13 protein-coding genes are annotated in these 14,942 nt (G+C 47.1%); 1 reads left to right on the top strand and 12 read right to left on the bottom strand.

Features of this window, described 5'->3' with window-relative positions; translation table 11 throughout:
* Window positions 1-245 precede the first annotated feature (245 nt).
* The 12 genes from rplS to pilM all read right to left on the bottom strand — a co-directional run bounded on the left by rplS (window position 246) and on the right by pilM (window position 11,958).
* The gene (gene rplS / locus Q4C79_RS11570) at window positions 246-611 is read right to left on the bottom strand and encodes a 50S ribosomal protein L19 (protein WP_303091174.1); all 366 of its coding nucleotides are present in this window, start codon (window positions 609-611) and stop codon (window positions 246-248) included.
* A 15-nt stretch (window positions 612-626) separates the two neighbouring features.
* On the bottom strand, window positions 627-1,379 hold the full coding sequence (gene trmD / locus Q4C79_RS11565) for a tRNA (guanosine(37)-N1)-methyltransferase TrmD (RefSeq protein WP_303091173.1): 753 nt from the start codon (window positions 1,377-1,379) through the stop codon (window positions 627-629).
* Window positions 1,379-1,885, bottom strand: a complete 507-nt coding sequence (gene rimM, locus Q4C79_RS11560) for a ribosome maturation factor RimM (protein ID WP_303091172.1) — start codon at window positions 1,883-1,885, stop codon at window positions 1,379-1,381. The genes trmD and rimM overlap by 1 nt, the downstream gene beginning before the upstream one ends.
* A gap of 19 nt (window positions 1,886-1,904) precedes the next feature.
* A complete protein-coding gene (gene rpsP, locus Q4C79_RS11555; RefSeq protein ID WP_303091171.1) occupies window positions 1,905-2,153 on the bottom strand; it encodes a 30S ribosomal protein S16 in 249 nt (82 codons plus the stop codon).
* A 56-nt stretch (window positions 2,154-2,209) separates the two neighbouring features.
* Window positions 2,210-4,435 (bottom strand): GNAT family N-acetyltransferase, encoded by a 2,226-nt coding sequence (locus tag Q4C79_RS11550; protein ID WP_303091170.1) that lies wholly within the window; start codon window positions 4,433-4,435, stop codon window positions 2,210-2,212.
* 433 nt (window positions 4,436-4,868) lie between these two features.
* A complete protein-coding gene (aroB, locus tag Q4C79_RS11545; RefSeq protein WP_303091169.1) occupies window positions 4,869-5,951 on the bottom strand; it encodes a 3-dehydroquinate synthase in 1,083 nt (360 codons plus the stop codon).
* Window positions 5,939-6,478 (bottom strand): shikimate kinase, encoded by a 540-nt coding sequence (locus Q4C79_RS11540; protein ID WP_303091168.1) that lies wholly within the window; start codon window positions 6,476-6,478, stop codon window positions 5,939-5,941. The genes aroB and Q4C79_RS11540 overlap by 13 nt, the downstream gene beginning before the upstream one ends.
* A gap of 443 nt (window positions 6,479-6,921) precedes the next feature.
* Window positions 6,922-9,045 (bottom strand): type IV pilus secretin PilQ, encoded by a 2,124-nt coding sequence (gene pilQ, locus Q4C79_RS11535; protein ID WP_303091167.1) that lies wholly within the window; start codon window positions 9,043-9,045, stop codon window positions 6,922-6,924.
* A gap of 13 nt (window positions 9,046-9,058) precedes the next feature.
* The gene (locus tag Q4C79_RS11530) at window positions 9,059-9,598 is read right to left on the bottom strand and encodes a pilus assembly protein PilP (RefSeq protein WP_303091166.1); all 540 of its coding nucleotides are present in this window, start codon (window positions 9,596-9,598) and stop codon (window positions 9,059-9,061) included.
* Window positions 9,599-9,618: 20 nt separating this feature from the next.
* Window positions 9,619-10,287, bottom strand: a complete 669-nt coding sequence (locus Q4C79_RS11525) for a type 4a pilus biogenesis protein PilO (RefSeq protein WP_303091165.1) — start codon at window positions 10,285-10,287, stop codon at window positions 9,619-9,621.
* Between the two features lie 2 nt (window positions 10,288-10,289).
* Window positions 10,290-10,862 (bottom strand): PilN domain-containing protein, encoded by a 573-nt coding sequence (locus Q4C79_RS11520; RefSeq protein WP_303091164.1) that lies wholly within the window; start codon window positions 10,860-10,862, stop codon window positions 10,290-10,292.
* Window position 10,863: 1 nt separating this feature from the next.
* Window positions 10,864-11,958: a type IV pilus assembly protein PilM gene (pilM, locus tag Q4C79_RS11515; protein WP_303091163.1), complete on the bottom strand. Its 1,095-nt coding sequence runs from the start codon at window positions 11,956-11,958 to the stop codon at window positions 10,864-10,866.
* Between the two features lie 154 nt (window positions 11,959-12,112).
* Between pilM and Q4C79_RS11510 the strand changes: the two genes are divergently transcribed.
* The gene (locus Q4C79_RS11510) at window positions 12,113-14,533 is read left to right on the top strand and encodes a penicillin-binding protein 1A (protein WP_303091162.1); all 2,421 of its coding nucleotides are present in this window, start codon (window positions 12,113-12,115) and stop codon (window positions 14,531-14,533) included.
* Window positions 14,534-14,942: the final 409 nt, after the last annotated feature.

Genomic DNA, 14,942 nt, shown 5'->3' with positions numbered 1-14,942 from the left:
GAGGTGCTGTTTCGAAAAACGTTGCGCTTGGTTTGACAATTCAAGAGGCAAAAACAGCGTATGCAAGGCAAAAAGCACAGCAAGGTTGAACACCTTGCGAGCATTTTTAACGCCGCCGACGGGGATTTTTGACCAAAAACACTGCCGTTGCGTTAATTGTCGACAAACCCTAGATTAATCCTGTAAATATAATACCCGCCGAAGAGTAATCGGCGGGTATTATGATCATCATTTTTAGGCGGCGATTAGCCTTTGCGAGCCGGCAGTTTCTCTTTAATACGGGCTGCCTTACCGGTCAGGCCGCGCAAGTAGTACAATTTGGCGCGGCGCACATCACCGCGGCGTTTCACTTCGATTTTCTCTACGCGGGGTGAGTAGATGGCGAAAGTACGCTCTACGCCTTCGCCGTTAGAGATTTTGCGAACAATCACGTTGCTGTTCAGGCCGCGGTTTTTACGGGCAATTACAACGCCTTCATAAGCTTGCAAACGGGTGCGGCTGCCTTCAATTACACGAGCCCAGATTACCACGGTGTCACCCGGTGCAAAATCGGGGATTTCTTTGTTCAAGCGAGCGATTTCTTCTTGCTCTAATTGTTGAATCAGATTCATTATTTCATTTCCTAATTATGATTGGATGGCCTGTTGCTCTTCACGGATTTCTTGTAAGAGGCGGGCTTCCTGTGGGATTAAATCGCGCTTGGCCAGTAAATCCGGCCGGCGCGCTAAAGTGCGTTGCAGCGACTGTTTTAGTCGCCACTCGGCAATCAGGCCGTGGTTACCCGAGCGTAAGACTTCGGGAACCGGCAGGCCTTGAAATTCTAATGGCCGGGTATAATGCGGACAATCGAGCAAGCCGTTGGCAAAAGAATCTTGTTCGGCTGATTGCTGATCTCCCAATACGCCGGGTACCAATCTTAATACGGCATCCATCAGCATCATCGCCGGCAATTCTCCGCCGGAAACCACAAAATCTCCGATACCGATTTCTTCATTAATGCTGTTGGTGAGCAACCGTTCGTCTATGCCTTCGTAGCGGCCGCATAATAAGATCAAATCACTCAGTTGTGCGAGCTCAAAAACCTTATCGTGTGTAAGCGGTGCTCCTTGGGGGCTGAGATAAATCACTCTGCCGTTTTGGCCAACTTGTGCTCGGCGGGCACTGTCGATGGCAGCTGCTAGTGGGGGGGCCATCATAATCATGCCGGGGCCGCCGCCGAAAGGCCGGTCGTCAATATAGCCGAGTTTATTGTCGGCAAAGCGGCGTGGGTTGACTGCGTCAAACTGCCATAATCCCTGTTTTCTTGCCCGACCGGTAACGCCGTATTCGGTAATGCTGTCGAACATTTCGGGAAACAGGGTAACGGCTTGGATTTTCATCAGTAATCACTGCCCCAGTCAACCGTAATCGTACGGTTTTCAACATCTACGCGGTCGATAAACTGTGCCACAAAGGGAATCAGTTTTTGTCCGTACTGGCCGTCTACCACCAATACATCGTGGGCACCGGTTTCCATCAGTTTACTAACCTTGCCTAGAACCTCTTCTTGGCGGTTAGTGACACTCATGCCGATTAAATCTGCCCAGTAATATTCGTCTTCTTCAGTGTCGGCGAATTGATCGCGAGAAACTTCTATGGTATAGCCGCGCAAAGCGTGTGCTTTATCACGGTCGTCTATGCCGGTAAGTTTTACTTGCAATTCACCGTTGTGCAACTGGCCTTCGGACGGGGAAACGATAAGCGTTTTATTGTCTTTAACCAGTCGCCAATCGGCATAATCAAGCAGGCTGTCGGCATATTCGGTGCTGGCAGCTACTTTTACCCAGCCTTTGATGCCGAAAGCGCCTTTGATGTAGCCCATGGCTACCCATTTTGTATCAGACATGGGCGTCAGTCAGGCCGGATTAAGCGGCAACTTTTTGTTCTTTAACCAGTTTGGCAACGGCTTCGCTCAATTGCGCGCCTTGGTCGATCCAGTGGTTCAGACGCTCGGCATTCAGGCGTACGCGTTCTTGTTTCTCATTGGCTACGGGGTTGTAAAAACCTACGCGCTCAATGAAGCGGCCGTCGCGGCGGTTGCGGCTGTCGGTTACGACTACATTGTAAAAAGGGCGTTTTTTAGAGCCGCCGCGGGCTAAACGGATAACTACCATGTTCAAAATTCCTTTGAAAAATCGGATATATGGAAAACCGCTTATTTTAAGGTAATTTAGCTTTTCGGCGCAAGTATTTGTTGTGTCAGTTTCATTTTTATGCTGTTTTGCGGCTGGGTAAGCGGTAGGTTTGCGACATATAGTGTGCTATCTTGAGGTGAGTTTTTGACGGTAAAACCGAGTTTTTTCGCCAGTTTTATCATGGCCGGATTGTCGCGCAGGATTTCTCCTGACAAAGTTTGATAACCTTGCCGGCGTGCTTGATCTATTAGGGTTTCCATCAGGATGCGGGCCAGTCCTTGGCCTTGCAGGGCATCGTCTACCATGATGGCGAATTCGGCATGTTCGCCGGCACGTTCGCTGCTGTGTTGGGCATGAGCTACGATGCGACCATCGGCAGCTTCGGCTACGATGCCGCATTCGCGGGCGTAATCGATGCGGCAGAAACGCGCCAACATAGACGGTGGTAACTCGCGTAAGGGGCTCATGAAACGGGTTTTTCGGCTGGCGGCTGAGAGTTTGCGCACGAAACGCTGTAGTGCGGCGGCATCGTCCGGCAAGATGGTACGGATTCGGTAATCTTCGCCATTTTTTAAGCTCAGTGTTTGCATCACTTGTTTGGGGGGGAGCGCGGATAGCGTATAGGGTTGCAATGCGTGTTCACGAAAACTGATTTCCCGGCTAAACCAACGTTGCTCGGCAGCGTCGTAATATACGCTCCAGCGTTGCAGGGGTAAATTGAGCTCCAGTATTTGGTTGGCGATGCCGATCAGGTTTTTTAGATTCGCGTGATCGGCGGGTAGGTTGAGCAGGCGGGCCGCTTTTTCGGTGGTTAAGCCGCTAAACGGGGGCAGGAATACTTCGTTCGCGGCGGCATTTTTCAGGTGTAATAGCATGCCGAAGGAGTCGTCGGCTTGTAAAGATAGTGATGCGGCATCAACTGCCGGGCTTTCTGACAAGGGGAAGCCAATGTCTTGCAGCGTTTTTTGCGGTTGGCCGATCAGTTTTTTTAAGATATCTGGTTTGGCCAAGCCTTGCGGACGGCTGCTTTCAGTAGGTAGGCGTAGGGACTCGTTTTTGGTGTATTGTGCAAGTTGTAATGCGCGGCAAAATGATAAAGCTTCCTCGACGGTTGGAAATTGCAGCAAATGCCTGTCTGAAAATGGGGAGACGATGAGTAAGGGCTTGGCATGTTGCTGCTGTAGACGGCTTAAGTGATGATGAATTTCGCCTTCGTTTTGGTAAATCGTCGGCTCAATCAGAACGAGCACGGCATCGTTTTCTGGTGTGTCGAGCAGCTGGTGAATATGTTTGCAGAATGGCAGGGTGCCAAGGTTATCGGGCAAATAAGCTTCGTTGACTCGGCCGGCAGGGGGAATGCTGGTATGCGTTTCGGCCAGCCATCCGGCTTCACTGTTGCCACTGAGTAGCAGGCGGTCTATGGCCGGCAGTTGGGATTGGGCTGCGCGCACGGCTGCATTCAGTTCAGCCGGGCTGCGGCTCAATATCAGGCCGTGTTGTACACACCATTGTTGCAAGGCGGCTGCTTGTATTTCAGACAGGCATTGGGGGGCATGCAAAATCAACGGGAATTTGAGGGCGGCTTGGCGTAATGCGCTGAAGAAGCGGGTATCTGTTTGGCCGCCGGGGAATTGAACGACCATTAAGCCGGTGGTTTTGTCTTCTCGCAGATAGTCGATGAACTCTGCCGCTGATAGGTCTTGCAGGGTTTCGTTTAAGGTGATTTGTTTGCTGATACCGAACTGCCAGCGATTGAATAAATTGGGCAGGCTGTGGCCGTAGGATAGCAATGCGATGTTGCCTGGGTGCGGGCGGTGGCGGTAGAGGTTGATGTGCAGTCCATACGCGGGTGAGTGGAGGCCGGCGGGATCGCAAACGGCAACCGATAATTTTTGTTTGCGGGCTTTGGCTAATGATTTCTCAACGACGGCGAGCGTGTCCTCATCAAATGCCGACCAGTTTTGCAATAAAACGATGTGGCGGATTTGTTGTTTCAGACAGGCTTTAAACAGGCTGTCGTAAGTGGCGGGAGGGGTGGTGATCACGGCCAAGTCGGCGGCCTCGGGCAGTTTGCTGAGCGAAGGGAAGGCTGGCAGGCCGCCTATATTGCGGTGATGCAGGTTTAGCGGGGTTATTTTAGCCTGTAATTCTGTGGAATGGAGCATGGAAAAAATGCGTTCGCCAAAGCTATCCGGTTGCTCACTGGCGCCGATAATGGCGATGTGTTGAGGATGGAATAGGTGGGACAGCGGGTGAGGCATTCGAATCACTCCTGCGCCGCTTTGGCGGCATATGGAATCAAAATAAAAAAACAATGGCTGGAGGTGAAATTATTTTAGCTTTGTATAAATTGTGTTTCCTGTAACAGCGTAACCGCCGGATATAAAGTTTTCTGTTATCGTGGATCACTTTCTCGAAAATATGTAAGCACGCTTAATCTGAATATGTCGGCTTTTTCGGCATTCCGTCTTTTTGATAAGCTTTTTAATATAAGTGAAATGAAGATAAATGAAAAGCCCGGTTTGTAAAACAAGTCGGGCTTTTTGGAATATTTAGATTTTTGTAATACAAATAGGGTCTGTTGACAATTGGCCAGTGAAGCGGTTTTTAACCAAAAACACTGTCGTTGCGACAACTGTCAACAGACCCTGGTGAGACAAGCGGATATTTTGTATGCCTGTCTGAAAGTGTTATTTAGTCAAGGTAAGGCGCCAATGCAGCTCGCAACAATTCGGGGTTATTAACCGAAGTAATTTGGGCGCGGCCTAAATACTCCAATGTAATAAATTGCATCACGCCGCTGCTGACTTTTTTGTCATGCTGCATATGTGTCATCCAGCGCTCGAAAGAAAAACGGGGAGGCTCGGTAGGTAGGTTGGCTTGTTGCAGCAGGCGGATAACACGATCGGTGTCTGCTGTTTCGAGTTGCCCCAGTTGTTCGGATAAACGGCAGGCCAATACCATGCCTGCGGCCACGGCTTCACCGTGCAACCACACACCGTATCCCATCTCGGCTTCGATGGCATGGCCGAAAGTATGGCCAAGATTGAGCCAAGCGCGGATGCCTTGTTCTTTTTCGTCACTCTCGACAATCTCTGCCTTCATGCGGCAACAATGTTCGACTGCTTGTGCCAATACGCTTTCATCTTGGCGCATTAGCAAGGGCATTTGCTCCTCCAGCCAAGCAATAAATTCAGCATCGCCCAACAAACCATATTTAATAACTTCGGCCATGCCAGCAGAGAATTCGCGTGGAGGCAGGGTAGATAAGCTGGAAAGGTCAGCTAACACGATTTCGGGCTGGTAGAACGCGCCTATCATGTTTTTTCCCAGCGGATGGTTGATTGCGGTTTTTCCGCCGACCGATGAATCTACCTGACTGAGCAAGGTGGTGGGAATCTGAATAAAGGGTACCCCGCGTTGGTAGCAAGCGGCGGCAAAGCCAACCATATCACCAATCACGCCACCGCCCAGCGCAAGCAGCGCAGTTTTGCGTTCTGCACGTTGCTCCATCAAACCATCAAAAATTTGATTGAGAGAGTGCCAGTCTTTGTGTGCTTCGCCGTCGGGTAACACGATGGTGAAGTGCCGTGTACCCAACTGGTCAAGCTGCTGTTGTAATTGGTTGAGATATAACTTGGCGACGGTATCGTTGGTAATGATAACGGCCGAATGTTTGAGATAGGGCTTGAGCAGCTCGGCCGCCTGATCGATTAGGTGACGGCCGATAAAGATGGGATAGTGGTGAGAGGGGGTATTAACGGTTAGTTGGCGCATAATGCTTGCTGTTTTTTTAGAATGTCTAAAATTTTTTCTGCTGTTTTGTGGCAGCCGTCTTCTCCGGCATCGATGACGAAATGAGCCGTTTCCCGATAAAGTGCGTCACGCTTTTCCAAAAGCTCCTGTAATTTGACATAAGGATCGGCGACTTGCAAAAGAGGGCGGCTTTTATCGCTGCGGGTACGTGCTAATAATACATCAGGGGAGGCGCTCAGATAAAACACTACACCGCGTTCATGTAAGTAACGGCGGTTTTCAGGGCGCAATACTGCCCCGCCACCGGTAGCTAAAATAATCGGTTTTTCCTGTGTAAGCTCGTCAATTACTGCACTTTCGCGGTTGCGGAACCCTTCTTCGCCTTCTAATTCGAAAATGGTGGGAATGGATACACCCGTGCGATCCATAATGACATGATCACTATCATAAAATTGGCACTGTAAATCCTGTGCCAGTTTCTTGCCAAGGGTGGTTTTTCCGGCGCCCATCAGGCCGATTAGAAAAATATTGTCATGTATCTTTTCCATAGGGGCTGATTGTAACTGAAATTTGCTGAATTGCTAGCTTTCGATGTGATTTTTTCGAGATATTCTGTGAGATATATTTAAAATAAAATGCTTTAAAAATTCATAAAATTAATTAAAAATATTGATTTAGAGCTATTGTTGAAAAGAAGTTTTAAAAAAAAGTCACGAGAGGGAGGAATGCTGCGAGATTTTGAATGAGAAAAAGCTATTCGACGAAACGCTCTTAGCCTGTCTGAAAAAGTACCATAATCGGATGAGTATAGAGCGGATTAACTTAAACTTTCGCTACGGCGTTGCTGCACCTTGCTGTTTCGTATCGAAATATAATTAAATCTGCTATATAACCAGATGGGTATTTAATTGGCTTGCTATGTTAGTTGAATGGCTAATAATAAACGCCGGAAGCAAATATGCTGCCGGCGTAGGATGTTGCTAGGAATGGATTAGTAACGCAAGTTGCTGCCTTGATGATCCATAATACGCGGAGTAATAAAGATCAAAAGTTCGTTACGGCTATCGCTACGCGAGCGAGATTTGAACAGATTGCCGACAACCGGAATATCTCCCAAGAACGGTACTTTGTTCACGGTATCGCTGTTTTCTTCTTCATAAATGCCGCCCAGAATCAGTGTGCCGCCGTCTTCCACCATGGCCATGGTTTTCAGGTTTTTGGTAGAAATACAAGGTTCGCTTGCGCCGCAAGAGGCATCTACGCTGTCTTTATTGACTTGAATGTCCATAATGATCTGGCCGTCAGGTGTAATATTCGGTGTTACTTTCAAACCCAATACTGCTTTTTTGAAGCTGGTCGATGTAGCACCGCTGGAAGATGCTTCTTGGTAAGGAATTTCTTTACCGGATTCGATAACCGCTTCTTTACGGTCTTGCGTCAGAATGCGCGGGCTGGAGATAATTTTCGATTTACCTTGAGCTTGTGAGGCGGACAATTCCAAGCCTAAAGCGCCTGAAGCAAACGAATGGACCAAAGCCAAAGTAGAAGTAGCACTGGATACCGGCAGGCTAACGTTGGGGTTAAAGGTGAACGGGGTAGGTGTAACCAAAGTATTGGATCCACTTACTGCATTATTGTATGCACTATAAGCGTTACTAACCGCAGTGCCCGAGTTGTTCACGGCATTGGCGAAATCAGAACCCCAGCTGTTACTGCCGTTCACACCCTGATAGCCGAATTTCACGCCCAAATCGCGGGCAAATGAATCGGTTGCTTCTACAATACGTGCTTCTACCATTACTTGACGGGTCGGAACATCCAATTCCTCAATCAACTTCTGGAATTTACGGATAACCATGGAGGTATCAGTAATAATCAGTGTATTGGTTGCCGGATCCATTAAAGCGCTACCGCGTTTGCTCAGAATGGAGTTCTCATTAGAGCTGGAATTATTGTCCTCGAGGTTCAGGATTTTGCGAAACTCTTCAACATTTTTGTATTTTAATTGGAAGGTTTGGGAATACAGCGGTCCCAAGTCGTTAATCTCGTTTTGAGCTTGTAACGTGGCTTTGTCTTTTGCCAGCAATTCGTCACGCGGGGCAACGTTGATGATGTTACCGGTACGACGCATATCCAGATTGCGGGCATCCAATACCAAATCAAGTGCCTGATCCCACGGCACATCTTTCAGAGTCAATGTCATTTTGCCATTTACGCTGTCGCTGGCTACGATGTTTATGCCGGACTCTTTGGCCAGAATCTGCAGAATAGTCCGCACTTCTACATCTTGGAAGTCGAAAGAAACACGTTTACCACTGAAGTTTTTACTCTTTTTCTCCAAACCGGCACTCTCTTGGCTGATTTTGGGAGTGACTTCAAAGGTGAGGCGGCCGTTTGCAGCTTGTTGGCGTAAATCCCAATTGCCATTGTTTTTAATAACAATTTGGGTTGCGTTGCCCAAACGTTTCATGGTGATGGTGCGAACAGGTGTATTGAAGTCCGATACATCCAAGTTACGTTGGGATTGAATTTGGATAGGATAGTTCTTCAATGTAACCACAATGCGGTCATTTTGGCGTTTGATTTCCGGTTCGCCGGTAAAGTTGCCCGTATTGAGCTCAACCACACCTGCATTGCCGGAGCCTTTTCTAAAATCGATATTGGCGGTATTGCCGATTTGTTCCTGTTGGGCGCGTGCTACCGGAGAAGAGCTCACGACTGCAGCAGCGGGAGCCGCTGCTTCGTTGACATAAACCCAAACTTCCTGATTTTTAATTTCTGTCTTATATTGACCGGCCTTGCTCAAATTCAGCAATACACGGGTTTTTCCTTTATCTTCGGCTGCACTGATCTGATTTAACAAAGGGTCTGCATATTCTAAAACCGACTGGCCAAGAGCCACTCCTGTGCCCGGAAAGTCCAGAGCGATGCGAGAAGGAGAGCCTGCATTAAAACCGGTTGGTGCAATGACGTCACGATCGAATTTGATCTTAATGATTTTCTGATTGTCCGGCAAAGTGGAAACATTGATATCGGTAATATTTCCTGCAAAAGCCGTCTGGATAGCCAAGCCTAAACCGATGGCTGATAAAGTTTTGATGGTGATAGGTTTCATTATTCGTTACCCCTTAATTACTGGAATTGTTTGAGCTGTTGTTTTGGTCTTGTGTGTTATTTAAAGGTAATTCGGCATTGCGTAGCTGCCAGTTACCGTAAGTATCTTCGAACACCTCGGTCAGAATGATTTTATCTGCTTGAATAGAGGTGATGCGACCGAAGTTCTGGCCTGCGTAATTACCTGGTTTTACGGTATAAACATGTCCGTCGGCTTCAATAAATGCGGAAATCTGGTTGCCTTTTTTAAATGAACCAACATACTTCAGATTTTCTAGGCTGAAGTTTTCCAAGACTTCTTTGGGGCGGTTGGTGTTCGGGGCATTAGCGCCGGATAAACCCACATTGAGGCGTTTGGCATTGAAAGCGTTCATACCGGAAGTTTTGGGTGGAATATAAGTCACCATAGGGTTAACTGTCGGTTGCTCAAACGGCTGGATATGTTGTTTGGCATCCTGATCGGTTTTTTGCATCCATTCACGTAGGTCTTCATGCTGAGCACTGCATGCAGCCAAGACTGATAGGCTGGATAGGAGTAAGATTGAGCGATTCATTATTCTGCTTTCCGATTCCGTTATTGTGGAGAAGTGCCTGCGGCATCTGTTTTTTGTTCGGCGGCCGGTGCGCCTTCTGGATTTGCTGCAGCGTGCTCTTTTGCAACCTCTTCTGCCGGGCGTGTTTTATAAGTGCTGGCAGTAGAGGTAAGCGTCAGAGTGTCAGTTTTTTCATCTTTGGTTAAACCGATGGATTCTAGAGCGATAATACGTGAAAGGGCACCTACATCGCGTGTAAATTGGCTGATTTGGTCATATTTACCGGTAATAGAAATACTATAAGGTAATACTTGAATAGGACCGTCGTTCGAGGGCGCTTGCGGGGTGACGCTGTTGGTGCGCATACCATTGTTAGCAGCAGCCTGGTGGAGTTCCTGAATCAGGTTGGGAATTTCCGCATCAGTAGGCAACTGTTTTAATAGTACGTCGAATGAAGTACGGATGGCGGCCAACTCGGCTTTCAGGTTGTTAAGGCTGGCAGCCTGAATACTTTTTTCGGCATAGCTTTCTTTAAGCTTGACCTCCGCTTCTTTCTGAACATCTAGCTCCTCCAGTTGAGAACGAAATAATGCGAAGTAACCTAACCCCATAATGCCGATAACAATAAATGCAGCGATGGCCAGCTTGGAAGGATTATCCAATTGGTGTAAGGTTTGCAAGTCGACGTTTTTCAATGTTTTAGTAGCCATTATTATTTTCCCTCGTTTGTTGTTTTAGGTATATTGTTTTGATTGAGCAATACTTTTAACGAGAATTCCTGCGAGCTATCGGTTTTTTTGATGCTTAAAAGTTCAGGTTGCATAAAAAGACCCGTACTTGGTATCGAACGCATAAACATGGCGATTTTGTTATCGCTGGTTGCTTTGCCGTCTAAGATGTAGGTCTGATTGTTTTCTGCTCGGATAGAAGTCAAATAAGTGCCTTCGGGAATCAGTACGTTCAAAGTATCGATAATATAAGCAGCTTGGAAACGTTTGTGCTGCAATTCTTCGATTTTTTGTTTACGCTCCAAGAAGCTGCGCTTTTCTTCCTGCAGTTGCGAAATCTGTATCAATTTTTTTTCTTGTTCGGCAATGGCTGTTTTCAGAAAGTTATTGCGCTCTTCCTGCTTGCCAATAGCTGTTTGGATACCCATATAAGTTAATGCTGCCAAGCCTATGCCTGTGGCGGCGGCGGCTAGCATAAGCATGTTGAAACGTTGTTTTTTGCGTTGCTCGATTTGTTCCCGGTATGGTAATAGGTTGATCTTAATTAATTCGATCATGTTATAAGCCCCTTAATGCTAATCCAAAAGCGATAGTCAATGATGCCGCATCTTGCTGTAATTGTGATAAATCAACCGAATTGCCATTATCGGTGTATGTTATAGGGTTGACACACTGAGAAGCGGTGTTTGTTTGTGAGAAAACGGTTTCTGCCAACCCGATTTGCTGTGAAGCGCTGCCGGTTAAGAAAACATGGCGCACGCTTGAGAACTGGTCACTCGGTTGTGTTGTATAGTAAAACTGCAATACCCTTTGTACTTCTTGTGCTACCTGAATATTGAAGCGGTCAGCAATTTGCGATTGATAGTCGGCAGGTTTATTCTGCGTATTTTTCATCGCTTCTGCTTGATCCTCTGATACTTGGTAAGTACGTTGAATGAGTTGAATGAGTTGGTCGTTGCTGACAGCAGTTTCTTGTTTGTAAAGGATTTGGCCGTTTTGGGTCACGATTGCCTGCATCTGGCTGTCGCCGATTTCGATGACTGCGATTTTCTCGTCTTCCAATTCGGGGGCGTGTTGGTTAATCCAATAATTGAAGGCATTGGCCTTGGCGAACAGGTCTACATCCATATAGGCCGGAGGCAAATCGGCACTCTCAAAAACTTCCAAGCGCGGTTCAAGATCTTCTTTGCGTGCTGCAACCAGAAGGATTTGCTGTCCGGCAGGCACGATAGAAGTTCCCATAATTTGGTAGTCGTAATTCATTTCCTCCACAGAACCCAGTTGGTTGAGTTCGCTCTCGGCAAACTCTTCCAAGCTGATTTCGCTATCTTTAGGATAAACTATCGTTTCAAGAGTCACCAAATTCTGTGGCAATGCAGCAACAATGTTTTTATTGCCTGAGTGGAGCTGGGTATATGTGTGTTGTAAATAGGAAACAAGTTGGTCGTAATCTTGAATTTGATTACCCCGGATAATATTTTTGGGCAGTCGGGTGATAACGTATTTTTCCAACTGGATTTGGTTTAAACTACGCCCCGAGAGTTGTACCATTTTGATGGCGTTTTGGCTGATATCGACGCCTATTGCACCCTTTGAAGCTAAGCTTATTGAAGCTTTGTTTGTTGTATTATTTTGATTTTTTAATAAACGCATAATGTGAGTTTCCTGCCAATGTGAAAGTAAGCAATTGTATTGGTTTCCGTAAGTTGTTCAGATATTTCGCGCACTGAGGTACACTTGGTGTTTCTAAATACGCAGCTATTTTACTTTATTTACTGCCGATAATGGCAAAATTTATTACTTGGTCATGATTAAAAAAATTATTACTACTTTGCTTGGTCTCTTGCTAGGCTTAATGTTGTTTGTAGTGGGTTTGCTAGCCATTGCAATTTTGGTTACCTATCCTAAACTGCCGTCGTTGGATGCAGTGCAAAATTACCAGCCTAAGATGCCGCTGACGATTTATTCTTCGGATGGCAAACTTATCGGCCAGTTTGGTGAGGAACGTCGGGCATTCACTGAAATCCAAGATTTTCCTAAAGTATTGAAAGATGCGGTTATTGCCGCCGAGGATAAGCGTTTTTACGATCACTGGGGTGTAGACGTTATCGGTGTGGCACGCGCGGCGCTTGGTAATTTGACAGGCGGCGTACAATCCGGTGCCAGTACGATTACCCAACAGGTAGCCAGGAACTTTTATCTGACTAATGAACGTACGTTTACCCGTAAATTTAATGAGGCATTGCTGGCTTATAAAATTGAGCAATCGCTAACCAAGGATCAGATTCTAGAGCTGTATTTCAACCAGATTTATCTGGGTCAGCGTGCTTATGGTTTTGCAGCGGCATCCCGCATTTATTTCAATAAGGATGTTAAAGACTTATCTCTTGCTGAGGCTTCGATTTTGGCCGGTCTGCCCAAAGCGCCTTCTGCATTCAATCCGATTGTAAATCCCGAGCGTGCCAAACTGCGTCAGCAATATATCTTGAACAATATGGTTGAGGAAAACATGATTACGCCTCAGCAGCGCAACCAAGCTTTGGCCGAAGAGTTGCATTATGAGCGTTATGTTCAGCAGATTGATCAGAGTGCGCTTTATGTGGCGGAAATGGTTCGCCAGCAGATGTATGAAAAATATGGAGAAAATGCGTATAGCCAAGGGTTTAAGGTATACACAACGGTGAATACTGAAAATCAGAAAGCTGCCAACAGTGCGCTGCGCCGTACTTTGCGCGGTTTGGATCGTGGCAGTAGTTATCGTGGTGCCGAGGATTATTTGGATTTAGGTAAAACCGATAATGAAGAAGAAGATATCAGCAACTTTTTATCGAAGTTCTATACGGTAGACGGTATGGTGCCGGCGGTAGTGGTTTCGGCCAGTACGAAAAATGGCGTGGAAGTACAAATGCCTGATGGCAAACGTGTTAAGCTCAATAGTCGTGCATTGGGCTTTGCTGCTCGAGCAGTGAATAATAAGAGTTTGGGCGATGCCCAAATCCGCCGTGGTTCGCTAATTCGTCTGCAAAAAGGGAATTCCGGTTGGTTTGTGGTACAGGAGCCGTTATTGCAAGGCGCATTGGTATCGCTGGAGGCGAAAACCGGAGCCATCCGCGCTTTGGTGGGCGGTTATGACTTCCATAGTAAAACTTTTAACCGCGCCACACAGGCCAAGCGGCAACCGGGTTCTACTTTTAAACCGTTTATTTATTCGGCGGCGTTAGCCAAAGGGATGACGGCGGCTACGGTGGTGAATGATGCTCCGATCTCGCTGCCCGGGCAGGGTATTAATGGCAGAACGTGGGAGCCGAAAAATGCCGACGGCCGATACAGTGGTTTTATTACCATGCGTCAAGCGCTCACTTATTCTAAAAACATGGTATCGATTCGTTTGTTGATGGCAACCGGTATTCCTTATGCGCAACAATATATCCAGCGTTTCGGGTTTAATCCGGCTGACCACCCGGCAGGTTATTCGATGTCATTGGGTACCGGCTTGGCTACGCCTTTGCAAATGGCCGAAGGTTATGCGGTGTTTGCCAACGGCGGCTATAAAGTGAACGGTTATGTAATCGATAAGATTTACGACAGCCAAAATAATTTGAAAGCGCAGATGCAGCCTTTGGTGGCCGGGCAGAATGCACCGCAAGTCATCGATCCGCGTAATGCTTTTATCATGTACAAAATGATGCAAGATGTGGTGCGCCGTGGTACCGCTACAGGTGCCGGTGCTTTGGGGCGTTCGGATATAGCGGGTAAAACCGGTACCACCAATGATGCTAAAGATGCTTGGTTTGTCGGTTTTACGCCTGAAGTGGTCACTGCGGTGTATGTGGGTTTTGATAAACCTAAGAGCTTGGGTAGTTCGGCTTTCGGCGGTACGGTGGCTTTGCCTGTATGGGTGAACTATATGAAGGTCGCTTTAAAGGGCATGCCGAGCAAAGGGATGGCTGTGCCTGCGGGTGTAGTCAACCGCGGTGGCGAATACTTCTTGAAAGAGCAGCAAGTAACCGATCCGAAATTGGCTTTGGATAACCGCGCCAGCGGCCCGGTAAACAGCCCGTTGAACAATAATACCCGCCGCAGACCCTCGGCAAACGGCAATGGCAATAATGATTCCAGTACGCCTGCCACCGGAGAAGTGCCGGTAGAGCCGATTAACCGCGCTCCGCAGCCTGCACAACAGGGCGGAGGCAATAAAGAAAGCAGCCAGTTGGATTCGTTGTTTTAAATAAAAACAGTTTGCCGTATGAAGAATGCCTGTCTGAAACTATTTTCAGACAGGCATTGTGTTTTTTAATATTGCGGATTTCATTACTTCGATACCAAGCACCAAGCCGTAATCATTCTCATGACACAACCTATAGCGGATTAACTTAACTTTCGCGAAGGCTCTGCTGCGCCAAAGCTCAAAGAGAACGATTTTGTAAGCCGCCAGCGGCAACAGAATCGGTTCCGTACTACTGGTACTGTCTGCGGCTTGCTGCTTGGTATCGAAGTAATTGAATCCGCTAAAAAGTAAGAAATCCAAATCAAAGGATAAAGCGAATGCCTGTCTGAAAAAACATAACGGCTATTTGGGTTGTTTTATAGTGAATTAAAATAAGAATTCCAAACTTTACTCCCCCCTTACCAGCAGA

It is taken from the genome of Neisseria sp. (genome assembly GCF_030523955.1).
Lineage (GTDB): Bacteria > Pseudomonadota > Gammaproteobacteria > Burkholderiales > Neisseriaceae > Neisseria.
The sequence above is the reverse complement of the archived record's forward strand: the minus strand, read 5'-3'. Positions and strand labels throughout refer to the sequence as shown.

What these genes read in the sequence shown, in the direction of transcription:
- rplS (WP_303091174.1), bottom strand. Translation starts at nt 611, where the DNA reads ATGAATCTGATTCAACAATTAGAGCAAGAAGAAATCGCTCGCTTGAAC.
- Q4C79_RS11530 (WP_303091166.1), bottom strand. Translation starts at nt 9,598, where the DNA reads ATGAATCGCTCAATCTTACTCCTATCCAGCCTATCAGTCTTGGCTGCA.
- aroB (WP_303091169.1), bottom strand. Translation starts at nt 5,951, where the DNA reads ATGCGCCAACTAACCGTTAATACCCCCTCTCACCACTATCCCATCTTT.
- trmD (WP_303091173.1), bottom strand. Translation starts at nt 1,379, where the DNA reads ATGAAAATCCAAGCCGTTACCCTGTTTCCCGAAATGTTCGACAGCATT.
- rimM (WP_303091172.1), bottom strand. Translation starts at nt 1,885, where the DNA reads ATGTCTGATACAAAATGGGTAGCCATGGGCTACATCAAAGGCGCTTTC.
- pilQ (WP_303091167.1), bottom strand. Translation starts at nt 9,045, where the DNA reads ATGAAACCTATCACCATCAAAACTTTATCAGCCATCGGTTTAGGCTTG.
- Q4C79_RS11525 (WP_303091165.1), bottom strand. Translation starts at nt 10,287, where the DNA reads ATGGCTACTAAAACATTGAAAAACGTCGACTTGCAAACCTTACACCAA.
- Q4C79_RS11520 (WP_303091164.1), bottom strand. Translation starts at nt 10,862, where the DNA reads ATGATCGAATTAATTAAGATCAACCTATTACCATACCGGGAACAAATC.
- Q4C79_RS11510 (WP_303091162.1), top strand. Translation starts at nt 12,113, where the DNA reads ATGATTAAAAAAATTATTACTACTTTGCTTGGTCTCTTGCTAGGCTTA.
- pilM (WP_303091163.1), bottom strand. Translation starts at nt 11,958, where the DNA reads ATGCGTTTATTAAAAAATCAAAATAATACAACAAACAAAGCTTCAATA.
- Q4C79_RS11550 (WP_303091170.1), bottom strand. Translation starts at nt 4,435, where the DNA reads ATGCCTCACCCGCTGTCCCACCTATTCCATCCTCAACACATCGCCATT.
- Q4C79_RS11540 (WP_303091168.1), bottom strand. Translation starts at nt 6,478, where the DNA reads ATGGAAAAGATACATGACAATATTTTTCTAATCGGCCTGATGGGCGCC.
- rpsP (WP_303091171.1), bottom strand. Translation starts at nt 2,153, where the DNA reads ATGGTAGTTATCCGTTTAGCCCGCGGCGGCTCTAAAAAACGCCCTTTT.